General features: G+C 71.3%; 22 protein-coding genes. 10 read left to right on the top strand and 12 right to left on the bottom strand.

The genetic code is table 11. The features are described 5' to 3' along the window. Window positions 1-669 (bottom strand): response regulator transcription factor, encoded by a 669-nt coding sequence (locus ABZ796_RS09040; protein WP_357336299.1) that lies wholly within the window; start codon window positions 667-669, stop codon window positions 1-3. A gap of 294 nt (window positions 670-963) precedes the next feature. Here ABZ796_RS09040 and ABZ796_RS09035 point away from each other — a divergent pair, with 294 nt between their 5' ends. Further along, window positions 964-1,491 carry a flavodoxin domain-containing protein gene (locus tag ABZ796_RS09035; RefSeq protein ID WP_357336297.1) on the top strand — a complete coding sequence of 176 codons (528 nt, stop codon included), beginning with the start codon at window positions 964-966 and terminating at the stop codon, window positions 1,489-1,491. Here the strand turns inward: ABZ796_RS09035 and ABZ796_RS09030 are convergent. Beyond that, complete coding sequence (locus ABZ796_RS09030; RefSeq protein ID WP_357336296.1) at window positions 1,488-4,226, bottom strand: GNAT family N-acetyltransferase; 2,739 nt, start codon at window positions 4,224-4,226, stop codon at window positions 1,488-1,490. The genes ABZ796_RS09035 and ABZ796_RS09030 overlap by 4 nt on opposite strands. Further along, a complete protein-coding gene (locus ABZ796_RS09025; protein WP_357336294.1) occupies window positions 4,223-5,116 on the bottom strand; it encodes a universal stress protein in 894 nt (297 codons plus the stop codon). Before ABZ796_RS09025 ends, ABZ796_RS09030 begins: the two co-directional genes overlap by 4 nt. Before the next feature lie 318 nt (window positions 5,117-5,434). Between ABZ796_RS09025 and ABZ796_RS09020 the strand changes: the two genes are divergently transcribed. Next, window positions 5,435-6,034, top strand: a complete 600-nt coding sequence (locus ABZ796_RS09020) for a CBS domain-containing protein (protein ID WP_357336293.1) — start codon at window positions 5,435-5,437, stop codon at window positions 6,032-6,034. A 27-nt stretch (window positions 6,035-6,061) separates the two neighbouring features. Here the strand turns inward: ABZ796_RS09020 and ABZ796_RS09015 are convergent, their stop codons facing one another. The 5 genes from ABZ796_RS09015 to ABZ796_RS08995 all read right to left on the bottom strand — a co-directional run bounded on the left by ABZ796_RS09015 (window position 6,062) and on the right by ABZ796_RS08995 (window position 12,119). Continuing rightward, on the bottom strand, window positions 6,062-6,931 hold the full coding sequence (locus ABZ796_RS09015; RefSeq protein WP_357336292.1) for a carbohydrate ABC transporter permease: 870 nt from the start codon (window positions 6,929-6,931) through the stop codon (window positions 6,062-6,064). Further along, complete coding sequence (locus tag ABZ796_RS09010; protein WP_357336291.1) at window positions 6,931-7,896, bottom strand: sugar ABC transporter permease; 966 nt, start codon at window positions 7,894-7,896, stop codon at window positions 6,931-6,933. The genes ABZ796_RS09015 and ABZ796_RS09010 overlap by 1 nt, the downstream gene beginning before the upstream one ends. A 2-nt stretch (window positions 7,897-7,898) precedes the next feature. Further along, window positions 7,899-9,266: an extracellular solute-binding protein gene (locus ABZ796_RS09005; RefSeq protein ID WP_357336290.1), complete on the bottom strand. Its 1,368-nt coding sequence runs from the start codon at window positions 9,264-9,266 to the stop codon at window positions 7,899-7,901. A 40-nt stretch (window positions 9,267-9,306) separates the two neighbouring features. Continuing rightward, on the bottom strand, window positions 9,307-10,986 hold the full coding sequence (locus ABZ796_RS09000; protein ID WP_357336289.1) for a glycoside hydrolase family 13 protein: 1,680 nt from the start codon (window positions 10,984-10,986) through the stop codon (window positions 9,307-9,309). 116 nt (window positions 10,987-11,102) lie between these two features. Beyond that, entirely contained in the window at window positions 11,103-12,119 is a 1,017-nt protein-coding gene (locus ABZ796_RS08995) for a LacI family DNA-binding transcriptional regulator (protein ID WP_357336288.1), read from the bottom strand. Window positions 12,120-12,208: 89 nt separating this feature from the next. On the opposite strand from ABZ796_RS08995, the gene ABZ796_RS08990 reads away from it, so the two are divergent. The 4 genes from ABZ796_RS08990 to ABZ796_RS08975 all read left to right on the top strand — a co-directional run bounded on the left by ABZ796_RS08990 (window position 12,209) and on the right by ABZ796_RS08975 (window position 16,300). Next, window positions 12,209-12,904: an FCD domain-containing protein gene (locus tag ABZ796_RS08990; RefSeq protein WP_357336287.1), complete on the top strand. Its 696-nt coding sequence runs from the start codon at window positions 12,209-12,211 to the stop codon at window positions 12,902-12,904. Then, window positions 12,901-13,662 carry a creatininase family protein gene (locus tag ABZ796_RS08985; protein WP_357336286.1) on the top strand — a complete coding sequence of 254 codons (762 nt, stop codon included), beginning with the start codon at window positions 12,901-12,903 and terminating at the stop codon, window positions 13,660-13,662. The genes ABZ796_RS08990 and ABZ796_RS08985 overlap by 4 nt, the downstream gene beginning before the upstream one ends. 104 nt (window positions 13,663-13,766) lie before the next feature. Beyond that, window positions 13,767-14,747: a PHB depolymerase family esterase gene (locus ABZ796_RS08980; protein WP_357336284.1), complete on the top strand. Its 981-nt coding sequence runs from the start codon at window positions 13,767-13,769 to the stop codon at window positions 14,745-14,747. A gap of 5 nt (window positions 14,748-14,752) precedes the next feature. Next, entirely contained in the window at window positions 14,753-16,300 is a 1,548-nt protein-coding gene (locus ABZ796_RS08975) for an AbgT family transporter (RefSeq protein WP_357336283.1), read from the top strand. A 56-nt stretch (window positions 16,301-16,356) separates the two neighbouring features. Here ABZ796_RS08975 and ABZ796_RS08970 read toward each other — a convergent pair whose 3' ends face one another. Further along, a complete protein-coding gene (locus ABZ796_RS08970) occupies window positions 16,357-16,695 on the bottom strand; it encodes an FCD domain-containing protein (RefSeq protein ID WP_357336281.1) in 339 nt (112 codons plus the stop codon). Window positions 16,696-16,823: 128 nt separating this feature from the next. Beyond that, complete coding sequence (locus ABZ796_RS08965; RefSeq protein WP_357336280.1) at window positions 16,824-17,519, bottom strand: type 1 glutamine amidotransferase domain-containing protein; 696 nt, start codon at window positions 17,517-17,519, stop codon at window positions 16,824-16,826. Window positions 17,520-17,613: 94 nt separating this feature from the next. Here ABZ796_RS08965 and ABZ796_RS08960 point away from each other — a divergent pair, with 94 nt between their 5' ends. Beyond that, window positions 17,614-18,507, top strand: coding sequence for a LysR family transcriptional regulator (locus ABZ796_RS08960; protein ID WP_357336278.1), 894 nt, complete (start codon window positions 17,614-17,616; stop codon window positions 18,505-18,507). A 24-nt stretch (window positions 18,508-18,531) separates the two neighbouring features. Further along, window positions 18,532-19,350, top strand: a complete 819-nt coding sequence (locus ABZ796_RS08955; RefSeq protein WP_357336276.1) for a sulfurtransferase — start codon at window positions 18,532-18,534, stop codon at window positions 19,348-19,350. A 61-nt stretch (window positions 19,351-19,411) separates the two neighbouring features. On the opposite strand, the gene ABZ796_RS08950 is transcribed toward ABZ796_RS08955, so the two are convergent. Next, the gene (locus ABZ796_RS08950; RefSeq protein WP_357336274.1) at window positions 19,412-19,837 is read right to left on the bottom strand and encodes a VOC family protein; all 426 of its coding nucleotides are present in this window, start codon (window positions 19,835-19,837) and stop codon (window positions 19,412-19,414) included. Window positions 19,838-19,887: 50 nt separating this feature from the next. After that, window positions 19,888-20,601, bottom strand: coding sequence for a TetR/AcrR family transcriptional regulator (locus ABZ796_RS08945; RefSeq protein WP_357336272.1), 714 nt, complete (start codon window positions 20,599-20,601; stop codon window positions 19,888-19,890). Between the two features lie 355 nt (window positions 20,602-20,956). On the opposite strand from ABZ796_RS08945, the gene ABZ796_RS08940 reads away from it, so the two are divergent. Both ABZ796_RS08940 and nhaA read left to right on the top strand, forming a co-directional pair. Continuing rightward, entirely contained in the window at window positions 20,957-22,111 is a 1,155-nt protein-coding gene (locus ABZ796_RS08940) for a hypothetical protein (RefSeq protein WP_357336270.1), read from the top strand. 21 nt (window positions 22,112-22,132) lie between these two features. Further along, entirely contained in the window at window positions 22,133-24,016 is a 1,884-nt protein-coding gene (nhaA, locus tag ABZ796_RS08935) for a Na+/H+ antiporter NhaA (RefSeq protein ID WP_357336269.1), read from the top strand. Window positions 24,017-24,330 lie beyond the last annotated feature (314 nt).

Genomic DNA, 24,330 nt, shown 5'->3' with positions numbered 1-24,330 from the left:
TCAGCCCTGCAACGTTTTAGTGACAAGGATCGCCGCCTGCGTACGGCTCTCCAGACCGAGCTTGGCCAGCAGCGAGGAGACGTAGTTCTTGACCGTCTTCTCCGCCAGATGCATCTCCTTGCCGATCTGCCGGTTGGTCATGCCCTCGCCGATGAGCTCCAGGATCCGCCGCTCGTGGTTGGTCAGGTGCTCGAAGACCGAGTTGGACTTCGGCCCGCTGCGGATCCGCTCGAGGACCTGTGCGGTGACCGCGGGGTCCAGCGTCGATCGGCCTGCGGCGACCTGGCGCACGGTGTCGACGAGGTCGGCGCTGCGGATCTGCTTGAGCAGGTAGCCGGCGGCGCCGGCCATGATCGCGGAGAACAGCGCGTCGTCGTCGTCGAAGGAGGTCAGGATGAGCGCGGCGATACCGGGGTCGACGGAGCGGACGTCGCGGCAGACGTCGATGCCCGACCCGTCGGGAAGCCGACCGTCGAGAATCGCGACATCGGGGCGCAGCGCGGGGATCCGGCGCCGGGCCTCCTCGGCGAGACCGGACTCGCCCACGACGACGATGTCGTCCTCGTCCTCGAGGAGGTCCTTGATCCCCCTGCGGATCACCTCGTGGTCATCGAGCAGGAAGACCCGGATGGGCTCTGCTGCGCTCTCGGGCTCTGCAGATTCGGTCACCTGCTCAACCTACGACCGCGGACGGCGCTCGCCAATGCTCGTCTTACCCGTGCGCTGAGGACCAAGGTCCTGCGACGCACCCGCGGGAGCCCGCTCACGGCTGCCCGGTTCCGACCGGGTTCTCGGTGCGCTGCATGGGAAGTCTTCATGGCTTCAGCCTCCATTCGGAACGGTGGGATGGCATCGGACCAAGGTCCTCTGGTCGGGGACGTGCGCCACTGCCTTGGCGCGTCTCTTCGGCCGCAGCGTGGTGCCAACGGCACCGCGCGAAGGGCGCGGCGTCTACGGAAGGACGTGAACCAGATGCGAGCAGCCGTCGTCTACGAGTCGATGTTCGGTAACACCGCGACCATCGCGACCTCGGTCGCCAACGGGCTCAGGAGCGCCGGCATGCAGGTCAAGGTGATCCCGGTGACGGTCGCAGGCGACGACGTGCTCCGCACCCACGACCTGGTCGTCATCGGGGCTCCGACGCACACGCTGGGCCTGAGCAGGCCGAGCACGCGCGCCGATGCGGTCCTGCGCGGCGCGCCCGCGGAGGTCGAGGCCCGGGGCGTCCGTGAGTGGCTCGAGGACCTCCAGGACGCGCACTCGGTACGCATCGCCGCGTTCGACACCCGGGCGCGGGCGATGCGTCACCTACCCGGTTCGGCCGCCCGGCACGTCGCCCACCTGCTCCGCCGCCGCGGCTACGACGTCGCCCCGTCCACGAGCTTCTACGTCGGCAGCACGAAGGGGCCTCTGGCCCATGAGGAGGAGGCACGGGCCGGTGACTGGGCCACCGATCTCGGCCACCGGATGATACGACGGGTCGTGGCCTAGGGATCCTCCCCGGCGCCGGCGGGTGGGAGCAGGCTTCGCAGAGCCGGGTCGGAGGCCTGCGGCAACGGCTGCAGCCGGACCTTCGCATCGACGATCGAGAGACCGCGCTCGTGCACGATCAGGGGATTCAGGTCGATCTCGGCCACCTCGGGCAGATCGTCGGCGAGACGCCCCAGGGAGACCAGGAGGTGCTCGACGGCGGCGGCGTCCGCCGGCGGCGCGCCGCGGTATCCCGACAGCAGCGGCGCGGTGCGCAGCTCCCTGAGTGCGGCAGCGGCATCGGCGCCGCTGAGCGGCGTCAGCCTGAAGCTGCGGTCGCGGATCAGCTCGGTGTAGGTGCCGCCGTACCCCACCATGACCAGCGGCCCGAAGAGCTTGTCCTGGGTGACACCGGCGATCAGCTCGACCCCGGCGGCGACCTGACGCTGGACGATCAGGCCCGGACGCCCGGCCGGGAGGCCGAGGAGCGCGTGCGCGGCGACGCGCACCTCGTCGGGACCCTTCAGACCGACGCGAACGCCACCCACGTCGGTGCGATGAGCGTGACCGGGGTCGGCGAGCTTGAGCACGACCGGGTAGCCCACCCACTCAGCAGCATCGACAGCCTCCTCCACCCCGTCGGCGAGCACGCTCGGCAGCACCCCGATCCCGTACGCAGCGAGCAGCTGACGCGCGTCCGGCTCGGTCAGCCGACACCCCTCCGGTGCCACCCGCAGCGTCCGGGCGATCACGTCGCGGGCCGTCGCGCGGCTTCCGGGAGGTGCCTCGGCGACCGGGGTGTGCGGCTCGGCGCGCCACTCCGCGTACCTGACGATCGGGCCGAGGGCACGAGCGGCATCCTCCGGGAACGCGAAGACGGGCACCCTGCTGCTCCCGACGCTGATCGGCCGGCTCGGGCCGTGCGGGTCGAGCATGACGGCCACGGTCGCGATCGGCGGTGCGGCCTGTCCCGGACCGGCGCGCAACGCGGTGCGCAGCACGCGCGTGAAGGCTGCGTAAGGGAGAGCCGGCAGCGGCGTACGCAAGGCGATCAGCATGTCGACCTCTCCGCTGCGGATGATCGTCGAGACCACCTCGGCGTAAGCCTCCCAGCCGATGCCGGAGCCGAGGTCGATCGGCATCTGCACCGACGACGCATCGGGCACGATCGCCCGGATCGCGGCCATGGTGCCCGCGCTCAGCGTGGCGATCCGCAGCCCTTCGCCCTCGCAGGCGTCGGCGGCCAGGACACCCGGCCCGCCGGCGTTGCCGACGATCCCGACGCGGCGGCCACCGGGCAGGGGCTGGTTCGCGACCACGCTGGTGGTCTGCAGCAGCTGCTCGAGGCTGTCCACGCCGATCACCCCACACTGCCGGAAGAGTGCTCCCACGGCCTCCGCCGAGGTCACCGCCGAGGCGGTGTGGCCGACGGCTGCCCGCCGGCCGGCGCGGCTGCTCCCGCCGACCAGGGCGACGACAGGCGTGTGGTCGGCCAGCCGTCTGGCCAGGCGAGAGAACTTGCGAGGGTTGCCGAACGACTCCAGATAGAGCGAGACCACCTCGGTCCCGTCGTCCTCCGCGGCGTACATGAGGAGGTCGTTGCAGCTGACGTCGGCCTTGTTGCCGGCGGAGATGAACGCCGAGAGCCCCACGCCGAGCTCCTCGGCACGTTGCAGCACTGCGATCCCGACCGCGCCGGACTGCGCCATCATCGCCACCCTCCCGCGGCCCGTCGAGGTGGGCGAGAAGGTGGCGTCCAGACGGACGTCGGGGTCGGTGTTGGCGATCCCGAGGCAGTTGGGTCCCACCACCCGCATGCCCGATCCGCGAGCGACCGCCAGGACCTCGTCCTGCAGACGTCGCCCGTCCGGGCCCGCCTCGGCGAAGCCGCTGGAGAGGATCACCAGGTCGCGTACGCCGCTGCGGGCGCACTGCCGCACGACCGCCAGCACGTCGGCCGCCGGCACCGCGAGCACGGCGAGGTCCACCGGGGCGACATCGAGTACCGAGGGGTGGCAGCGCTGTCCCAGCAGGAAGTCACAATGGGGGTTGATGGGGTGGACGGTGCCGGCGAACCGCGCCCGCAGCAGGTTGCGCACGACCTGGTGGCCGGGGTGGTCCGCGCGCCGGCTCGCACCGATGACGGCCACCGAGCGCGGTCGCAGCAGCGCGGCGACGGAGTCGGCGTCGGCCCGCTGCTCGCGGGAGATCATCGCCTCCAGCACGCGCTCGGTGAGCCGCACCGGGAAACGTACCTGGACGGTGTCCTCGTGCGGGGTCGAGGTGAGGTCGAACCCGGCGTGCTGCAGGACGTCGAACGCGGGGGCGTTGTCAGCCATCACGTAGGCCACCAGGTCGCTCACGCCCGCGACGGCCGCCGCGACCGCCAGGTGCTCCAGGAGCAGGGTGGCCACACCGTGGTGGAGATATCGGTCGGCCACGACCAGGGCCAGCTCGGCCTCCCCGTCCGCCCCCGCCCTCGTACCGCTCGCCAGCCCCACGATGTGGCCGTCGACGACGAGCACCTTCGCGACCGCCTCGCCGCCGGCCAGCCGCGGCAGCAGGTCCTCGACGAAGCGGACCCCGTCGTGCTCGCCGACGTGGAAGAACCGCTCGTAGCGATGGCGGTCGGAGAGCTCGTCGTGGAGGTCGACCAGCTGGTCCCGGTCCCCCGCCACCGCATCGCGTACGCGGCCGATGGAGCCGTCGCGCAGCAGCACGTCCTCCCCCGGTCCCGCTCCCTCGGGCACGTTCATGAAGCCTCTGCCACCGGGGGAACCACCTCGACGGGACAGGCGGACTCGCGCAGCAGCGCGTGGCCGGTGCCGCCCAGGCGGCGCAGCGGGAAGGCATGCCCACGTCGGCCGATGACCAGGAGGGCCGCCTCCTTCGCCACCTCCGTGACCACCCGGGCCGGCTGACCCCGGTGTACCTCGATCCACGCGTCGACCCCGGCGGCGTTCGGGACCAGCAGGCGGGCACGTTCGAGGGTCTGCATCAGCCGGTGACGCGCGTCGCCCGCGATGCCTGCCGCGTCCAGCTGTCCCAGCGTCGACTCGTGGTAGGCGGCAGGGACGTCCCAGGCGTGGACGAGCACCAGTCCGCCGCCACGGTCCACCGCCTCCTCGAGGGCCCGGGCCACGAGCTCGGTGGAGGTGTCGCAGTCCGCCACCGCGACGACCACCTTGCGGGGGACGCTGTCGGCGGGCGAGGCGGCCGGCACGACCACGACGGGCACCGGCGCGCGAGAGGCGACCCGGCCGGTCACCGAGCCCGTCACGATACGGCCCAGGCCGTGGTGGCGCTCGTCACCGAGAACGACCAGCGTCGCATCGCCCGCCGCGTGCACGAGCTCCGACACCACGGCGCCGTCGCGGAGGGTCGAGGTCACGTGCTCCGCCCCGACGACCTCGGCAGCCTCCTTCTCCGCGTGGGCGAGGGCGGTCGCACCGGCCTCGCGGATCTGGTCCGCCAGGCCCGCATAGCCGTACGGGTAGAAGACGCCCGTCGCGACGGCGAGGTCGATCACATGGATGAGCCACAGGTCGGCACCGCTTCGGTGGGCTCGCTCCACGGCATGCCGGATCGCGGCCCGGCCGCCCTCTCCCCCATCGATGCCGACCAGGATCCGGTCGTGCTCAATCATCGTCCCTCCTTGCGGGCTCGGCGTGCGCGTCGGGTGGTGCTCCCAATCTCGCCGGGCCACTTCGCGGGTGTCAGGGCCATCGGTGCCGCGAGCGCGGGACCAAGGTCCGGTGGCAGGACGAACGCCCGCCCGCCTCAGGACCGACGGGCCTGCAGTACGGCACCGGGTCGGCACGAGTGACCAAGGTCCTGCCGCGTGGCCCGAAGGTCTTCTTCGTACGGGACCTTGCGCTCATGACCGCTCCCACCGGCTCGACAAGGCTCTCCCCATGGCACCCGAACCCTTGCCCCGGAGTCGATCATGCTGGTCCGAGAGATCATGACCTCATCCCCCGTCACCGCACGGAGGGACACTCCCGTCAGGGAGGCGCTCGCGCTTCTTCGTGACCATCGCATCACGGCGATGCCGGTGGTGACCTCCACGGGACGGCTCTGTGGCGTCGTCGCCGAGATCGACCTGATCCGCGACCGCGTCCTGCCGGACCCTCGCGCCCACGTCCTCTCACCGGATCCGGTGACCGACCTGCCCCCGGCGTACGTCGAGCGAGTGATGAGCCCGGTGGCGGTCGCCGTGCGCGAGAGCGCGGAGGTGTCGGTCGCCGTCGACATCATGGCCGATCGGGCGTTGAAGAGTCTTCCGGTCCTCGATGACGACGACGTCCTGGTCGGTGTGATCAGCAGGAGCGACGTGGCTGCCGCCCTGGCCCGGGACGACGACACCTTGGATCGGGAGCTCACCACGCTCATCGCCAAGCTCGGGCACCCCGACTGGCTCGTCGTGGTCGCCGACGGGAGCGTGGTGATCAGCGGGCCGAGGACACCGAGGGACCGCGCCCTCGCCGAGTCCGCCGCAGCGACGGTCACCGGAGTCACCCGGGTGCGGATCGACCAGCCGGAGGTCTTCAGCGCCGAGGAGTGAGCTCGCCACCGAAGCCCACCCCTCGGCCTACCCCTTCACCGCCCCTTCCAGCCCCTCGCTGCGTAGGAAGAGCCGCTGGAAGAGGAGGAAGAAGAGGATCGGCAGCGTCGCGGAGATCGCCATCGCGGCGAGCAGGACGGCGAGGTCGGTGGTCGGAGCGATGGACGGCAGCCTGACCGCGATGGGCTGTTTGGCCGGATCGGGCAGCACGATCAGCGGCCAGATGAAGTCCTTCCACGCGGCGAGCACGGCGAAGACCGACACCACCCCGAGCGCCGGTCGCGACATCGGCAGGACCACCGACCAGAAGAGCCGGTACGCCCCGGCGCCGTCGATCCGCGCGGCGTCCAGGATCTCGCGGGGCAGGCTGTCGAAGAACCGCTTCATGATCACCACGTTGAACGCCGAGGCGCCCGCGGGCAGGAAGGCTCCGGCGTACGTCCCGACCAGCGACCAGCCCACGACCGGCAGGCTCAGGACCGTGAGATAGAGCGGGACCAGCAGCAGCACGATCGGCACGAACATGGTGGCGAGCACGGCTCCGTAGAGGACCCGTCCCAGCCGTGGCCGCAGCATCGAGAGCGCGTAGCCCGCGGTGGTGGCGACCACCACCTGGACGGCCCAGGAGCCGGCTGCGATGACCACCGTGTTGACCAGGTAGGACGACAGGCCCAGCTCGGTCCACGCCTGCGACAGGATCGAGACGTCCGGCCCGTTCGGCCACAGCGAGATCGGCGAGCGCAGCGTGTCCTGGGTCGGCGTGACCGCCGACTTCGCCAGCCACAGCAACGGCCCCAGGCAGACCACCATGAGCGCCAGGAGCGTCGCCAGCTGCACGCCGCGAAGGCCCCAGCGCACCGACGTACGCCGCCGATCAAGGGAGGAGACGAAGCTCATCAGTCGCTCCATCCGCGAGTCAGCCGGAAGTACGCCCACGACAGCAGCGCCAGCCCGACCGCCATCATCAGGCTCAGCGCGGTCGCCGAACCGTAGTCGCCGCCACCGGTGGTGCTGCCGAAGGCGTACTCGTACATCAGGAGGAGCAGCGTCAAGGAGGCGTGCGAGGGCCCGCCGCCGGTGAACAGGTAGGGCTCCAGGAAGACCTGCGCGGTGCCGATGATCTGCAGGATCAAGGTGATCAGCAGCACCGGGCGCAGGTGCGGCAGGGTGACGTGCCAGACCTTGCCGAGCACGCCCGCGCCGTCGGCCGAGGCGGCGTCGTAGAGCTCCTGCGGCACCGTGGTCAGCGCCGCGAGATAGATGATCACGGTGCCGCCGGCCGCGGCCCAGGTCGCCTCCATCACGAGCGAGGGCAGCACCCAGCCGGCCGACTCCAGCCACGGCACCGGACCGAGCCCGATCCAGCCCAGGATCGTGTTGAACACTCCCCCAGCCGAGGCGTCGTAGAAGGTCTTCCACAGCAGCACCGCCACCGCGGGCGGCACCACCACGGGCAGATAGACCAGGCAGGCGTAGAGGCCGCGCAGCCTCCGCAGCGAGCTGAACACCACCGCCATGACCAGCGGGATCGGATAGCCGAAGACGAACGCGATCGCCGCGAAGACCGCGGTGTTGCGCAGCGCAACGGGCAGCAGCGGGTCGGTGAGCACGGCTCGGAAGTTGTCCAGGCCCACCCACTCCGCGGGCCCGACGAGGTTGGTCTCCTGCAGGCTCATCACCACGGTCCGCGCGATCGGCCACCACGAGAACAGCCCGAAGACCAGGAGCATCGGCAGCAGGAAGACCAGGGTCGCCGCGCTGCCGCGCCACCAGCTCGCGACCACGGAGGTCAGGGGCGTACGCCGGCGAGCCGGCCCTCGCACGAGGGCCGGCCCACCCACCCGGGACAGGTCGACGGCCACCCTCACCCCTTGTCCAGGATCTGCTGCACCGAGGCGTCGGCATCCTTCAGCAGCGTGGGGATGTCGGCGTTCTCGTCGCTGAGCACCTTCTGCACGACCGGGTCGAGCGCGCCGTACACGGCCTGCGTCTGGGCGGGCGGCTCAGCGACCAGCGTGAGGTCGAACATCTTCGAGGTGTAGCCGGTCATCTGCTCCAGCGGCACGTTGACGTAGTCCTTCACCCAGCCCTGGTAGGTCGTGTAGGAGGCCTCGTCGAAGATCGGGAACGTCGGGGTCCCCACGGGCTGCTCGGCCGCGGTCTGGGTCTTGGCGTCGGCGACGGCCGCGTCCTCGTCGGTGTACCTGCGGACCCGGTAGAAGTCCGCCCAGGCCACGGCCGCCTCGGCCTCGGCGTCGCTCGCCTTGGCGCTGACGACGTTGACCGAGCCCCCACCGAGCGCGCCGGCGTCGGCCGAGTCGCCCATCGGGACCGCGGTGAGCCCGTAGGTCTCCGGGGCGATCGCTGCGGTGGTGACCAGGGAGTTGTAGACGTCCGAGCCGCTGATGAACATCGCGACCTTCCCCGCCGCGAACGCCTGGTTGATGCTGTTCCAGTCGTAGGCGGTGCTGCCGGAGAACGACTTGTCGGTCCAGCGCATGTCGTGCAGCAGCTGCAGCGCCTGCTCGGTCTGCGGGTTGTCGACCGTCGCGGTGAACGTGTCACCGTCCTGCGTCTCCATCCGCCCGCCGAGGGCGTACGTCAAGGTCGTCAGGATCCAGCCGCCGGTGTTGCCCGTGGTCATCTCGGCATAGCCGGTGGCGCCGGTGCGGTCGTGGATCTGCTTGGCGGCCGCGCGCAGCTCCTCCCAGGTCGTCGGCGGCTCGTCCGGGTCGAGGCCGGCCTTCGTGAACAGGTCGCGGTTGTAGTGGAGCGCGTTGGCGTAGACGTCGGACGGCAGCCCGTAGACCTTCCCGTCGGTGCCCTGCGCCGCGGCCAGCACGGTCGGGTTGAGCTGGTCGAAGTAGGGCAGCTCGCGGACCTCGGCGTCGACGTCGGCGACCTGCTCACGCTCGACGAGGCCCTTGGTGTCGGTGAACGGCACCCGGAACGAGATCGGCAGCGTGCCACCGGCGAGCTGGGCGGGGAAGGTCTGCGCGTTCCACTGCCACTCCACCGGCTTCACGGTGATGTCGGGATGCTCCTTGTTGAAGGCCGCCGCCTGCTCCTTGACGGCGTCGATCGTGGCCTGCTTGTCGCCGGGGCGCCAGCCCTCGACGGTGATGGTGACGCCGTCGCCGTCGTCCGACGTCTCGCCGCAGGCGGCGAGCGAGCCGAGCGCGACAGCCGCGACCGCGGCGAGCGCGACGCTGCGCAACCGAGTGGTTCTCATGGTCTGTCTCCTCCGATGTGGTGGTGGGGTCTCAGGTGCCTCAGGTCGTGGGCCGCAGCCAGACGGCGGCGTCGGGAACGAGCCGGCCCGCCTCGAGCGGTGAGCTGGCGAGCCAGACGTGGTCGCTGCTCGGCAGCTCCACGGGGGCGTCGGTCAGGTTGACCACGCAGGCGAAGTGGAGGCCACGGCGGAAGGCGAGGATCCCGGGGGCCGTGTCGATCCAGCTGAAGGCACCCGTGACGAGATCGGGGTGCGTACGCCTGATCAGCAGCGCCATCCGGTGCAGCGAGAGCATCGAGCGCGGGTCGGCCGACTGCGCCTGCGCCGTCAGGTGCGCCCAGCCCTCGGGCTGGGGCAGCCAGGTCTTCACCCCCGGCGGACCGAAGCCGTAGGGCGGCCGGTCCCCGCTCCACGGCAGCGGCACCCGGCAGCCGTCCCGGCCGGGGTCGACACCGCCGCTGCGGAAGTGCATCGGGTCCTGGATCCGGTCCGGCGGGATGTCGGCCTCGTCCAGGCCCAGCTCCTCGCCCTGGTAGAGGTAGTACGCCCCGGGCAGCCCCATCGCCAGCATCGCCGCCGCCCGCGCCCGCCGTTCACCGAGGGCTCGTTCGGTCGGGGTGCCGAAGCGCTTGGTCTCGAACGAGAACGCCGTGTCCGCACGGCCGTAGCGGGTCACCGGACGGGTGACGTCGTGGTTGGAGAGCACCCAGGTGGCCGGCGCGTCGGCCTCGCCGTGCACGCGGAGCGTGGTCTCGATGGAGGTACGCAGCGCCTCGGCGTCCCACGGCGCCGTCATGAAGTCGAAGTTGAACGCCGCGTGCAGGACGTCGGGGCGCAGGTAGCGGATGAACCTGGCGGTGTCGGGGAGCCAGACCTCGCCGATCAGGGCCCGGTCGGTGCCGTACTCCTGGGCGATCCGGCGCCAGCCACGGTAGATCTCCTGGAGCTCTTCACGGTCGACGTAGGGGTGCTCGCCCGGTCGCGGGTCCACGGGGACGTCGGGGAGGTCCGGGTCCTTGGCGAGCAGAGCCGCGGAGTCGATCCGGATCCCGGCGACGGCCCGGTCGAACCAGTACCGCAGGATCTCCTCGTGCTCGCGGCGTACGTCCTCGTGCTGCCAGTTGAGGTCGGGCTGCTCGGCGGAGAAGAGGTGCAGGTACCACTGCTCGGGGACGCCGTCGGGCGTCGTCAGCCGCGTCCAGGCCGTGCCACCGAACTCCGAGGTCCAGTCGTTGGGCGGCAGCTCGCCGTCGGTACCGCGGCCGTCCCGGAACCAGAACCGCTCCCGCTCGGGTGCGCCGGGCCCGGCAGCGACCGCGGCCCGGAACCATCGATGCTGGTCGGAGACGTGGTTGGGGACGACGTCGATGATCGTGCGGATGCCGAGCTCGAAGGCGTCCTGGATGAGCGCCTCCGCCTCGGCGAGGTCGCCGAAGAGCGGGTCGATCGCGCGGTAGTCGGCGACGTCGTAGCCCCCGTCGGCCATGGGCGAGGGAAACCACGGCGTGAACCAGATCGCGTCGACCCCGAGGTCGCGCAGATACGTCAGCCGCGCCCGTACGCCGGCCAGGTCACCGGTCCCGTCGCCGTTGGCGTCGGCGAAGCTGCGCGGGTAGATCTGGTAGATCGCCGCGGAGCGCCACCAGTCGGCGGGGCGCTCGGTGAAGACCGGGAGCGCGGCCGGTGCCGGCTCGCTCCGTCGAGGTTCCGTGGCGGTCACGGGCACTCCGTTCTCTGCGACTCACGTTCGTGTGACAGCCGTCACCCTGACGGCGTGCAGCGACCGTAGAGCCCGGCGCAGAAGGCGCGCAAGAACTCGACAGAGCGTAATTAATTTCAGGACTTTGCGCGCCTGCTTGCAGGACCGGTCGAGCGCCGGACCACCAGCTCCCCCTCGAAGAGCAGCTCGTCGACCGGTCCCAGCGTGCCGTCGATCTGGCTCACCAGGAAGTCGACCGCCGCGCGGCCCATCGCCTCGATCGGCTGCCGGATCGTGGTCAGCGGCGGGTCGGCGAAGGCCATGAAGGCCGAGTCGTCGAAGCCGATCACCGACACGTCCGCCGGCGTCGAGAGCCGGGCCCGCCGCACCGCCCTGACCGCACCCAGCGCGAGCGGGTCGCTGGCGCACACGATCCCGGTCGCGCCCTGCTCGATCAGCCGCGCCGCGGAGGCCTGTCCGCTCTGGAGCGAGTAGAGGCTGCGGACGACCAGCTCCTCGTCGAAGCGCACGCCGGTCCGCTCGCAGACCGCCCGGAAGGCGGCCAGCTTGCGCTCGGAGGGAACGTGGTCGCGCGGGCCCAGCACCAGCCCGATCCGCTCGTGCCCCAGCGCGATCAGGTGCTCGGCAGCCTGCTCCATCGCATCGGCGTCGTCACAGACGACCCGCGGGAAGGGCAGGTCGATGGCCGCGTTGATGAGGACGACCGGAAGGTTGCGGCCGGCCAGGCGGTCGTAGTGGGCATGGTCCGCGTCCCGCTGGGCGTAGGCACCACCGGCGAAGACGACCCCGGCCACCTGCTGCTCCAGGAGCAGGTCGACGTACTCCGACTCGGTGACGCCGCCGGCCGTCTGCGTGCACAGCACCGGGGTCAGGCCCTGCTGGGCGAGGTGCGCGCCGAGGACCTCCGCGAGCGCCGGGAAGATCGGGTTCTGCAGCTCGGGCAGGACCAGGCCCACCAGCCTCGCGCGCTCTCCGCGAAGCTTCACCGGCCGCTCGTAGCCGAGCACGTCGAGTGCGGTCAGGACCCGCTCACGGGTCGCCTCCGAGACACCCGGCTTGCCGTTGAGCACCCGGCTCACGGTCGCCTCGGAGACCTTGGCACGGGCGGCTGCGTCGGCAAGACGTCTACTCATGAACGCAAGAATATAACTGCTTTACGCAAGCGGTCTGCAAGCGCCAGTCTCCTTGACGCGCAATTCAATAAGTGATTTAGTCACTTTCTGTGACCAGCAACACAACATCGCTCTCTGAACGCATCGCCGACGGGATCGTCGCCATGATCGAGGCCGCGGGCCTGGAGCCGGGCGACGCCCTGGCCTCCTCGCGCGAGCTGGCCAAGCGGTTCGAGGTGACCACCCCGACGATCCGGGAGGCACTGCGCCGCCTCGAGGCCACCGACGTGATCCGCTTCCGGCACGGGTCGGGCACCTACGTCAGCGGAGGGGTGAACCGGCGGCTGCTGGTCAACCCGCACGTCTCGGAGTCGCGCAGCGAGTCGGTCCTCGAGCTCCTCGACGCCAGGATCGTGCTCGAGCCGCCGGTCGCGGCGGCCGCGGCAGCGGCGCGCACCGACGAGGACCTGGCCGCGCTGACCCTCTCCGCCGACAACTCGCTGAAGCCGCAGTACGCCGACGAGCGGCCCGAGCTGCACTTCCACGTCGCGCTCGCCGGCGCCTCGGGCAACCTGCTGCTGCGCGAGACCGTCGAGGCGCTGCTCCAGGTGAGGGCCCGCGACCAGATCGAGATCCGGCACCGCTACACCGACCGCGACCGGGACCATGCCGATCACGTCCGCATCGTCGAGGCCGTACGCGACGGGGACCCCGACGCCGCGGCTGCGCTGACCCGCGAGCACCTGCTCGCGATCCGCGAGGCGCTCGCGGCGACCCTCGGCACCGACCCGGAGGAGACCCGATGACCGCGAGGCTGGCGGAGATGACGACCCTCGAGGCCGCCCGGGCGGCCGAGGACGGCACGGTGGTGGTGATCCCGGTCGGCGCGTTCGAGCAGCACGGCGCCGGACTGCCCCTTGGCACCGACCAGATCCGCGCCGAGGCCCTCGCCGACGCCGTCGCCGAGGAGCTCCCGGGCCGGGTCGTCATCGGTCCCGGCGTACCGGTCGGCGTCTCGCCCCACCATCAGGCCTTCGCCGGCACGGTGAGCCTGCGCCCGGCGCTCTTCGCCGCCCTCGTGCGTGAGTACGTCGAGTCGCTGGCCGCCCACGGCTGGCGCCGCTTCCTCGTGGTCACCGGGCACGGCGGCAACAACGCCACCCTCGGCACCCTGGCCCAGGACCTGCTGCGCGACCGCCCCGACCTGGAGCTCGCCTGGACCCCGGTGACCGCGCTGGCCAAGGACAGCGTCGCCGGCATGGAGCTGAGCCAGATCTCCGGTCACAGCGGCGAGGCCGAGACCGCCCAGATGCTGCACGTCGCGCCCCACCTCGTACGCCTCGACCAGCTCAACCCGGGAACCACCTCGCCCGACCAGCTCGACCCCTTCGCCCGGCTGGCCCGCTCGGCGGGCCACCCCGCCGTCGCCCTCCCCTACGACCGCCTCTCCCCCACCGGCGTGCTCGGCGACCCACGTCGCGCCACCGCCGAGGACGGCCGCGCGATCTTCGCCGAGGCGACCGACCGCCTCGTCGCCTTCATCAAGGAGTGGCTCGACACCTAGGCACCCGCCCACCCTTCAGCTCGGGACCCCGACCGGGACGCACACCGCGTCGCCGGGCGATCCAGCACACCCGAAAACGCACCGATCTGCCCCAAGGAGCACCCATGTCCCCACGACGATCCCGCCTCCTGGCTCCGGCCGTCGCGGTCGCGGCCGTGGCCGCGCTGTCCCTGGCACCGACCGCCACCTCCGCCCTGACCCGCGCCTCTGACCAGGACCGAGCGGTCGCAGAGCGCACTCCGATGCCCTGCGCCAAGCCCACCGAGCAGGAGCCCGACAGCAGCCAGAAGTACGAGCTCACCAGCGGCGACCTCGAGCGCAGCTACGTACTCCGCCTGCCCGAGGGCTACGACCGGCGCGCGGACTGGCCGCTGATCGTCGCCTACCACGGCCGCGGCAGCACCGGCGTCGAGGTCGAGGGCTTCTCCGAGCTCTCCGACCTCCCTGCGGTGGTCGCCTACCCCGACGGCGCGATCGGCACCGGGTCCGGCTACCGCAAGGCCTGGCAGGGCGCGCCCTACGAGGCCCCGGGCGTCGACGACGTCGCCTTCACCCGCGACCTGCTCGCCGCGATCGAGGCCGACCACTGCATCGACACGACCCGCGTCTATGCGACCGGCAAGTCCAACGGCGCCGGACTGGCGGCCCTGCTGGCCTGTCAGTTGCCGAACACGTTCGCGGCCATCGCCCCGGTCGCCCCGGCCCTCTACCCGGGCACCCGGACCGGCTGCGCCCAGGCACCGCCGACGCCGATCCTGGAGATCCACGGGGTCGCCGACGCGACGATCCCCTACACCGGCGACGCCGACCGTGACCTGCCCGCGATCCCCGAGTGGGTCCAGGGCTGGGCCGACCACAACGGCTGCACCACCTCGACCACGCGCACCAAGCGCGACGTAGAGACCACCCGATGGACCGGGTGCGACCAGGACGCCGAGGTCCAGCACGTCGCCGTCGACGGCGGCGGCCACGTCTGGCCGGGCGGCGACATCTACTCCGGTGGCGGCCACGTCACCCACACCATCGAGTCCGCGACGGTGATCTGGGACTTCTTCTCCCGCCACCGCCTCACCAGCGAAGGGTGACTGACATGACCAGCACCACGACCCCCACCAGCAGCGACAGGCTGCCGTGGATCATCCGCGCCATGGGCGTGATCGAGCGCGTCGGCAACGCCCTGCCGCACCCGTTCTGGCTCTTCTGGATCCTCGCCGCGATCCTCGCCGCGATCAGTGCGATCTGCGCCGCCGCCGGCGTCTCGGTCATCTCCCCCGGCGACGGGGAGGAGGTCGTCGTCCAGAGCCTGCTCAGCGGCGAGGGCCTGGCGATGGCGGTCTCCACGATGGTCTCCAACTTCGCCGAGTTCCCGCCGATGGCGACGATCGTCGTGGTCATCATGGGCGTCGCCGTCGCCGAGCGCACCGGTTTCCTCACCGCCGCCATGAAGACCGGTATCTCCCGCGTGCCCGTCGGCTGGGTGGTCTTCGCCGTCGCGTTCACCGGGACGGTCGCCCACGTGGCCTCGGCGGCTGCGTACATCATCCTGGTGCCCCTCGGCGGCCTCGCCTTCCGGGCCGTGGGACGCTCCCCGATCCTCGGGATCGTGGTCGCCTACACCGCGATCGCCAGCGGGTACGACGCCAGCCCGATCCCGACACCCAACGACGCGATCTTCGCCGGCATCACCACCGCCGCGGCCCAGATCGTCGACGAGAGCGCGTACGTCTCCCCCGTCAGCAACTGGTTCTTCAACATCGCCTCCTCGCTGCTGCTGGCCGCGGTGATCACCCTGATGACCAAGTTCGTCCTCTCCAAGCGGCCCGACCTGGACGCGGACGAGGACGCCGACGACGGCGACGGCGACTTCGGCTCCCTCGAGCTCGACTGCCGTGAGCGCCGGGCGCTGCGCTGGTCGCTGCTCGCCCTGCTGGCCGCGATCGTGGTGGTCGCCGCCGTCGTGGTCCCGCCGTCGTCTCCGCTGCGCGGCGAGGACGGGTCCTTGACCGAGTCGCCGTTCCTCACCGGCATCGCCGCGATCGTCGCGGTGCTCTTCGGCCTCGCCGGCACCGTGTACGGCACGATGTCCGGTTCGATCACCAAGGCCGGTGACGTGCCGGCGCTGATGGGCCAGGGGATCAAGCAGATGGCGCCGGTGCTGGTGCTGTTCTTCGCGATCGCCCAGTTCCTGGCGTACTTCGAGTGGTCCCACCTCGGCGACGTGCTCGCGGTCAACTCCGCCGAGGCCCTGGAGACCAGCAACATCCCGGTGTGGGTGGTCTTCCTGCTGGTCCTGGCGCTGCTCAGCGTCGTCAACATCATGGTGACCAGCGGCTCGGCGATGTGGTCCATCGCCGCACCGGTCCTGGTGCCGATGCTGATGCTGCTCTCGGTGCCGCCGGAGACCACCCAGGCGCTCTTCCGGATCGCCGACTCCGGCTCCACCGCGATCACCCCGATGAGCCCCTACTTCGTGATGGCCCTCGGCTTCCTGCAGCGCTACCGCAAGGACGCCGGCATCGGCACCCTCGCCTCCTACACGCTGCCGCTGGCGATCGCGATGAGCCTGGCCTGGACCGCCCTGTTCTTCCTGTGGTGGGCCCTCGGGATCCCGCTCGGTCCGGGTGCTCCGGTCCGCTGACCGAGCTTGAACGGGCGACCGTTGCCCGGGTCAGCGACCGCTGGCCCGGGCAACGGTCACTGCCGACGCCGGTGGCGCCGCATGCGCACCAGGAGCGAGGCGACATGTGACGACGCCGCGTGTGCGGCTGCCGCGGCGTCGCCCACCTCGATGGCCTCGACGATGCGGCGATGCTCGGAGAAGGCGAGCTCGCGGTTGCGCAGGTCGGACCAGAGACCGGAGTTGTAGAGGTGGGCCTTGGTGTCGAGCCGGTGGAGGGCGTCGACGTGGTCGTGCAGCGGGCGACCCACCAGCGGGCCGACATCTTCGACTACACCACCCTGATGGGGCTGGCCGTCGGCGGCGCTGCCACCGCACTCGGCCAGCCCGCACCCGTGGTGCCCGGCGGCGTGCACGAGCCGCGGATCTGGTGCTGGTGCGCTTCGACCGCAACTTCGCCTGCCTGCCCGTCACCGGCGCTGTCGCGGGCGGGATGCGCCGTGGCCCGCTCTCGCCGGCGGCGGCGCATCCCGCGGAGAGGGGATCAGGCGAGCCGCTCCAGGAGCGCCTTCGCGGTCGAGACGCTGGACTGCGGGTTCTGGCCGGTGATCAGGGTGCCGTCGACGACGACGGTGTCGCTCCAGGGCTCACCGGTCTCGACGATGCCACCGGCGGCGCGCATCCGCTGCTCGACCGAGAACGGGATGCTGTCGCCGTAGCCGCCCTGCTGCTCTTCGGTGTCGGTGAACCCGGTCATCCGGCGCCCGCCGAAGAGCCAGCCACCCTCACCGGTGGCGGCAAGGAGACCCGCGACGCCGTGGCACAGCGCGACGACCGGTCGGCCAGCGGCGTCGGTGGCGGCCAGGATCGCGGCCAGCGCCGCATCTGCGACCAGGTCGGCCATCGGGGCGTGGCCGCCGGGGATGTAGACGGCGTCGTAGGCCGAGCGGTCGATGTCGGCGAGCGCGAGCGGGCGGGCGAGCTGCTCCTCGAGGGTCGCCAGGTAGGCACGGAAGCGCTCCGCATCCTCGGGCTGGACCCCGCCCTGCTCGCTGAGCGAGAGCGCATCGACGGTCGGCGCCGCCCCGCCCGGGGTGGCGATGTCGATCTCGACGCCGGCTCCGGCGAGCGTCTCATGGGAGGCGGCGACCTCCTCGGCCCAGTATCCGGTCGGGTGCTCGGTGCCGTCGGCAAGGACGAGGGTGTCGGCCGCCGAGACGACCATCAGTACGCGTGTCACGAGTTGTTCCTCCAGGTTGTGGTTTGTCGATGACCTAACGACAGCCCTGTGCCGCTTCACTCCCAGGACGGTCGCTGCGGTCATAATGATTTCTATGACCTCGCTCGATCTCTGGGAGGCGTTCGCGCACGCCTACCGAGAGCGGTCGATCAGCGCGGCCGCCCGTCGCCTCGACCTCTCCCAGCCCGCGGTGACCGCGCGGATCCGCAAGCTCGAGCAGGAGCTCGGCACCACCCTGTTCGAGCGCTCCCGCACCGGGCTGGTGCCGACCGGCCGGGCCGACGCGCTCGCCGCCCGGATCACGCCACTGGTCGACCAGCTCCGCGGCGCGGTCGGCACCGAGCCCGCGATCGGCCCCGCGAGCATCCGGATCGGCGGCGCCGCCGACGTGACGGCCACCCGGATCGTGCCGGCGCTGGCGCCGCTCGTGCGCGAGGGCCTCGACGTGGCCGTGACCACCGGCCTGGCCCAGGACCTCCTCGACGACCTCGCCGCCGACCGCCTCGACCTCGTCGTCTCCTCCGTACGCCCCACCGACGAGCGGCTGCGGTCGACCGTGCTGGTCGATGAGGAGTTCCTCCTCGTCGCGGCACCGGCGCTCGCGGCACAGGTCGATCCCGCCGACCTGGAACAGGACCCGGTGCGCGCACTCGCCGCCGTGCCGCTGGCGGCCTACTCCCCCGACCTCCCGATCGTCAGGCGCTACTGGCTCACCGAGTTCGACGAGCGCCCCACCAACCGCACCGCGCTCGTCCTCCCCGATCTGCGCGGCCTCCTCCGCGCCGTCGTCGCCGGCATCGGGGCCTCGGTCCTGCCCCGCTACCTGGTCGACGGTGCCCTCGCCGACGGCACCGTCGTACGTCTCCACGAACCCAGGCTCGGACCGCTCAACACCCTCTGGCTCGTCACCGGCCCGAGCGCACCGCCGGCCGCCGCTCACGTCTGCCGACACCTGATCGCCGAAGCCGCCGGATGGGCCAGCACCTGACCCCTTTCCTGAAAGACTTCACCCGTGAACGTACTCATCGACGCCGACGAGCTCGCGACTGCTCTCGCCTCCGACCAGCCCCCGGTCCTCCTCGACGTACGCTGGCAGCTCGGCGGCCCGCCCGGACACGAGTCCTACCTCGCGGGCCACCTCCCCGGCGCTGTCTACGTCGACCTCGACACCGAGCTCGCCCGCCACGGCGAGCCCACCGACGGGCGCCACCCGCTCCCCGAGCTCGCGGACCTGCAGGCCGCCGCCCGCCGCTGGGGCATCTCCGAGGGCGACACGGTCGTCGCCTACGACGCCGTCGGGAACACCTCGGCCGCGCGGGCCTGGTGGCTGCTGCGCTGGGCGGGCATTGCCGACGTAGGCCTCCTCGACGGCGCCCTCGGCGCCTGGACCTCCGCCGGGCACCCGCTGGCCACCGACGACGTCGTGCCCGCGACCGGCACCGTGACGCTCACCCCCGGCCACCTGCCCGTGCTGCCGTTCGAGCAGGTCGAGGCGTACGAGGGTCTGCTGCTAGACGCCCGCGCCGCCGAGCGCTACCGCGGCGAGGTCGAGCCGGTCGACCCGAAGGCCGGGCACATCCCCGGTGCGGTCTCCGCGCCCACCGTCGACAACCTGGGCCCCGACGGCCGCTTCCTGCCCGTCGAGGAGCTCCGTGCCCGCTTCGCAGCGCTCGGCGTCGATGCGGACTCGCCCGTGACCACCTACTGCGGCTCCGGCGTCACCGCGGCCCACCAGGTCGCCGCGCTGGCGATCGCCGGCTACGACGCCGCGCTCTACCCCGGCTCGTGGAGCCAGTGGAGCAACCACGACCTCCCGGTGGAGACGAGCTGACCGGCTGATCGGGTCATCACGGCGACTCCGGACGCGACTCACGGCTCGCTCATACGAGCGGCTACACCCCTGAGGCTTGGGCCCGCTCGGCCTCCCAGGCGGCGACCTCCGCCTCCGAGCGCAGCACGCAGAGCTGGTTGCCCTCGGGGTCGGCGAAGATCACCCAGCCGGTGCCGGGGCCGTACTTGCCGCGCTGGTCGGCGATCTGGGTCGCGCCGAGCTCGAGGAGCCGCTCGACCTCTTCGTCGCGAGTGCCCGTGCGCGGGCGCAGGTCGAGGTGGATCCGCTTGGCGGGCAGCTCCTCGTCAGGCACCTCGATGAAGAGCAGCCGATGGCCGGTCTCCGGGTCGAGGATCATGCACTCCTCGTGACCGGGAAGGTTCGGGTCGCCCTCAACGTCGACATAGCCGAGCAGCGCCTTCCACCACTCCGAGAGTGCGTACGCGTCGTGGCAGTCGATGGTGGTGTGCGAGACGAAGAGGGTCATGCGGACATCGAAACCTACGCCCGCACCCGTGTCCACCGGGTTAAGGGACCTCAGGCCGGCTCGACAACCTTCTCGTCGATGAACTGCGGGAGCAGGTCGATGGCGATGGGCGCGGCGGCGTCGATCTTCTCCTGCGGCACGTCGCAGATCCGTAGGCACGTGGCGGCGATCGCCCATGCCTCGCGGCACGGGATCCTCCGGTTCGGGTCCTCGGTGCGCATGTTGATCACGCCCTCGACCTGCTGGATGAGCAGGTCGCCCAGCTGCTTGCGGCTGACTGTCGAACGCACCGTCTTCGAGGCGATCTCGCCGGCCAGGTGCGCGTAGTGGCCGGCCAGCTCCGCGTGCTCGTTGCGGAACTCGTCGTAGACCTCGCACTTGGCCACGTCGGGGAGCTGGTAGAGCATGCCCACGTTGTGCGGCACGTCGGCGAGGGTGCGTACGTCGACGAGGACCAGCAGGTAGAGCGCGGTCTCGTAGTCGAGCGGCGGCACCCGGTCGAGGATCTTCTCGACCTTGTCCGTGGTCGGACGGACCGACCGGCGGAGCAGCTCGCCGAGGATCTCGTCCTTCCCCGCGAAGTGGTAGTAGAGCGACGCCTGGCGGATGCCGACCATGTCGGCGATCTCGCGGGTGGACGTCGCCGCGAACCCCTGCGCCACGAACAGCCTTGATGCGGCATCGAGGATCTGATCGCGTGGTGAGGTCGTACTGGAGTCGGGAACATGCCTAGGGCGGCCGGGCCGAGAACGCCTAGTTGTCATGTTGCCCATCTAACTCCCATCCAGACTTTCAAGGAAGACTTGAAAGGACTTTATCCTCTAGAAAATATGAGCCTTAGGACCTATTGGACGTAGTTCGATCGGGCTAGGTCCACGATGTGCATGTTTGCGCCCGCGCACTCGCGGACACCTACACCTGAAGCCCCCATGAACGACTCGGCACCGGGTGGCGCCATGTGCTTCGGCGCTGTCGTCCGGCTGTTACCCGTCGTCACACTGGCTAACGACGATGTGGGTGACAGGTCACGCATCTGTTGGACATTCGTGTCACGCCTGTGGCGACCGCCACATGATCTTCGACTGATCTGGTCGACTTACTCGTGCTTAGATCCTTGCCATGAGTCGCTGGACCGCCCCCGCCACCGTTCTTCTGGCCCTCGGCGCCCTCGTGGCCGGTCCGATGATCAGCCCAGCCGCCGGTGCGGCCATGCCGCCCAACCCGTACGCCGGCCCGGACGGCACCTGGAACATGCACGGCGACGCCGGCGACGACGAGTCCCGGCTCGTCACCGTCGACGGCTCCGGCTCGCTGCTCTGGCTGGCCCACTCGAAGGCCGGGATCGGCTGGTCGATCGACGTCGAGCGCGAGGTGCCGCTGAGACTGTCGGAGGGCGACGCGGTCACCACCGTCGGGCCGGGCTACGACGCCAACGTCTGGTTCGCGACCGCCCAGGGCCGCGCCGGGTACGTCACCCCCGACGGCCACGTCGTGACCGCCGGTCTCGGCGCCGGCGACGAGAAGGTCGCCAACTCCATCTCCAGCGCCCCGAGCGGGGTCGCGGTCACGACCGACCACGCGACGTACCTCCCGCATGCCGGACGCGCCGGCAGCACCGTGCGAACCGTGTGGCGACAGGCCTACGACCGCGGGGAGGCCCGCAAGCCGGGGCAACTCAGCCACGGCAGCGGGTCGACGCCGACGTTCTTCGGGGAACGAACCGGAGCCGAGTTCGTGGTGATCACCGACAACGCGGCCCCGCGCGAGAACCTCCTCGTCTACCGGGCGCGCGACGGGCGAGAGGTCTGCCGGCTGCCGATCCTCACCGAGGAGAGCAGCGGCACCGAGAACTCACCCGTCGCCTGGGGAAGCTCGGGCTACATCGCCAGCAGCTACGGCTATCCCTACCCCGCGCAGGCGACCGAGGACGCGGGCGAGTCCGTCCCGGCGACGGCCGACTTCGCGGGTGGCATGGAGCGCATCGACGTCGATGAGCGCTCCGGCACCTGTGAGTCGGTCTGGCGCAACGAGGTGCCCTCGGCCGCGGTTCCCCGGCTCTCCCGCGGCGAGGACGTCCTCTACACCGTCACCCGTCGCGGCAGCGGCCTGACCTGGCGCCTGGCCCGGATCGATCCGGCCGACGGCACGATCCTCTCCGAGACCTTCCTCGGCCTCGGGCCGCTGGCCAACACCCTGCAGATGGTCGGCACCATCCTCCCCGACGGCACTCTCCTCCAGGGCACGCTCTCGGGTCTGGTCGCCGTGCGACGCTGACGATCCCCGTAGGCTGGCCCCGTGGGGAAACAGCAGACGAAGTGCCGGCGTGACGACGACCTGACCGGGCAGCTCGGCATGACGCTGCGACACTTCATGCACCTGGAGTCGACGAGCGCCGCGCTGCTGGTGGTCGCCTCGCTGCTGGCGCTGGCCTGGGCCAACTCGCCGTGGTCGCACGGCTACGAGCACCTGTGGGAGACCGTGGTCTCGGTGCGGTTCGGCGACGTCGGGCTCTCGATGAACCTGCACCACTGGGTCAACGACGGCCTGATGGTGGTCTTCTTCTTCGTCGTCGGCCTGGAGGTACGCCGCGAGCTCGCCGTCGGCGAGCTCACCGACCGTCGCCGTATGGTGGTGCCACTGATCGCCGGCGCGGGCGGCCTGATCCTGCCGGCGCTGATCTACCTGCTGCTCAACCCCTCGGGCGAGGCGGCGCGCGGGTGGGGCATCGTGATCGGCACCGACACCGCGTTCCTGCTCGGCATGCTCGCCCTGGTGGGGCCGGCGGTCTCGACGCAGCTGCGCATCTTCCTGCTCACCCTGACCGTGATCGACGACATCGTCGCGGTGAGCGTCATCGGGGTGGCCTACACCGATCACCTCTCGGTCGGCCCGCTGGTCGTGGCCGGGCTGGCCCTGGTCGGGATCTTCGTGCTCGACCGGGTGAAGGTGTGGCGGGCCGGGCCCTACGTGCTCCTCGTCCTGATCGCCTGGGTGGCCACTCTCGGGGCCGGCCTGCACGCCTCGATCGCCGGGATGCTGGCCGGGCTGCTGGTGCCGGCCGCGGAGCCGACCCGGGCCCAGATGGAGGTCGCCACCTCGCGGTTTCGGGCGTTCCGGCAGTCACCGCTGCCGACCTTGCAACGCGAGACCCGCGACGAGCTGACCCGCACGATCTCGGTCAACGAGCGGCTCCAGGAGTCGCTGCACGTGCCGACAAGCTATCTCATCGTGCCGGTCTTCGCCCTCGCCAACGCCGGCGTCGACCTGCGTGACGGCGTGCTCGGCGAGGCACTGAGGTCGCCCGTGACCTGGGGCGTCGTGGCCGGCCTGGTCCTGGGCAAGACGCTCGGGATCGGCGGCGGCGCGCTCGTGGCCACCCGGCTGCGGCTCGGGCGGCTGCCCCAGGGCGTCGGTGGCGGCCATGTGCTCGGCGGCGCGGCGCTGTCGGGGATCGGCTTCACCGTGGCGCTGCTGATCACCACCCTCGCGTTCGACTCCGAGACGCTGCAGCGCGACGCGATCGTCGGCGTGCTCATCTCCGTGGTGATCGCCTCCGCGCTCGGCTGGGTGATCTTCCAGCTCTCCGCCCGCTTCCTCGGCCAGCGGGACGCGGCGCTGCCGAAGCTGCTCTCGACCCCGGTCGACCCGGAGCGCGACCACATCTACGGCGCGGAGGACGCCGAGATCACCCTGCTCGAGTACCTCGACTACGAGTGTCCCTTCTGCGCCCGCGCCACCGGCACCGCCAACGAGGTCCGCGAGTACTTCGGCCCCCGGATCCGCTACGTCGTACGCCATCTCCCCCTCCCCCAGCACCCGCACGCCGAGCTGGCCGCGGTCGCCGCGGAGGCCGCCGCGCGGCAGGGCCGGTTCTGGGAGATGCACAAGCACCTCTTCGACCATCAGAACGAGCTCGAGCACCAGGACCTGGCCGGCTACGCCGGTGTCCTCGGGCTCGACGTGGAGCAGTTCCTCCGTGATCTGGAGGACCCGGCGCTGGCCGAGCACGTCCGTGAGGACATGGCCTCTGCCAACGACAGCGGCGCCCGCGGCACACCGACGTTCTTCGTCGGTGTGCACCGCCACGAGGGCCGCTACGACGCGCGCACCCTCATCGCCGAGCTGGAGCGATCTGCTACCGGCGAGACCGCTCGGCTCGGGATGCGCTCGCGGCGTTGAAACGCCCTCGTGGTCGGGCTTGTCGAGACCACCTCACCCCACCCCGCTGGTCGAGCCGCCGGAGCCGCTAGGCGGAGGCGTGTCGAGACCAACACAGTTCCTCGACGGATCGAGCCTGCCGAGAACTCCCTGCCGGAACGTTTCCCCCGCGGGCCGGCCTGGGCCGCCGACCCTGTTTGGAGGGTCTTCTCGATCCGATCCGGCGTCAAGGACGGCCTTCGGCCGCCGGCTTCGCCGGCCGCTTCGCGGTCCTGGACACCGGCGCCCGTCGAGAAAAACTTGGCTGGCTATCGGGGCGGCGGCCCGGGTGTGGC

The organism is Nocardioides sp. NPDC047086, from assembly GCF_040643685.1.
In the GTDB taxonomy this organism is placed as follows: Bacteria; Actinomycetota; Actinomycetes; order Propionibacteriales; family Nocardioidaceae; genus Nocardioides.
Note: the sequence above shows the minus strand (reverse complement) of the source record. Positions and strands in the feature narration are given on the sequence as shown.

Coding starts and splice junctions, on each gene's coding strand:
- ABZ796_RS08940 (WP_357336270.1), top strand. CDS start 20,957: ATGAGTCGCTGGACCGCCCCCGCCACCGTTCTTCTGGCCCTCGGCGCC.
- ABZ796_RS09025 (WP_357336294.1), bottom strand. CDS start 5,116: ATGATTGAGCACGACCGGATCCTGGTCGGCATCGATGGGGGAGAGGGC.
- ABZ796_RS08950 (WP_357336274.1), bottom strand. CDS start 19,837: ATGACCCTCTTCGTCTCGCACACCACCATCGACTGCCACGACGCGTAC.
- ABZ796_RS08960 (WP_357336278.1), top strand. CDS start 17,614: ATGACCTCGCTCGATCTCTGGGAGGCGTTCGCGCACGCCTACCGAGAG.
- ABZ796_RS08980 (WP_357336284.1), top strand. CDS start 13,767: ATGTCCCCACGACGATCCCGCCTCCTGGCTCCGGCCGTCGCGGTCGCG.
- ABZ796_RS09005 (WP_357336290.1), bottom strand. CDS start 9,266: ATGAGAACCACTCGGTTGCGCAGCGTCGCGCTCGCCGCGGTCGCGGCT.
- ABZ796_RS08995 (WP_357336288.1), bottom strand. CDS start 12,119: ATGAGTAGACGTCTTGCCGACGCAGCCGCCCGTGCCAAGGTCTCCGAG.
- ABZ796_RS08945 (WP_357336272.1), bottom strand. CDS start 20,601: ATGACAACTAGGCGTTCTCGGCCCGGCCGCCCTAGGCATGTTCCCGAC.
- ABZ796_RS08985 (WP_357336286.1), top strand. CDS start 12,901: ATGACCGCGAGGCTGGCGGAGATGACGACCCTCGAGGCCGCCCGGGCG.
- ABZ796_RS09030 (WP_357336296.1), bottom strand. CDS start 4,226: ATGAACGTGCCCGAGGGAGCGGGACCGGGGGAGGACGTGCTGCTGCGC.
- ABZ796_RS09015 (WP_357336292.1), bottom strand. CDS start 6,931: ATGAGCTTCGTCTCCTCCCTTGATCGGCGGCGTACGTCGGTGCGCTGG.
- ABZ796_RS08975 (WP_357336283.1), top strand. CDS start 14,753: ATGACCAGCACCACGACCCCCACCAGCAGCGACAGGCTGCCGTGGATC.
- ABZ796_RS09020 (WP_357336293.1), top strand. CDS start 5,435: ATGACCTCATCCCCCGTCACCGCACGGAGGGACACTCCCGTCAGGGAG.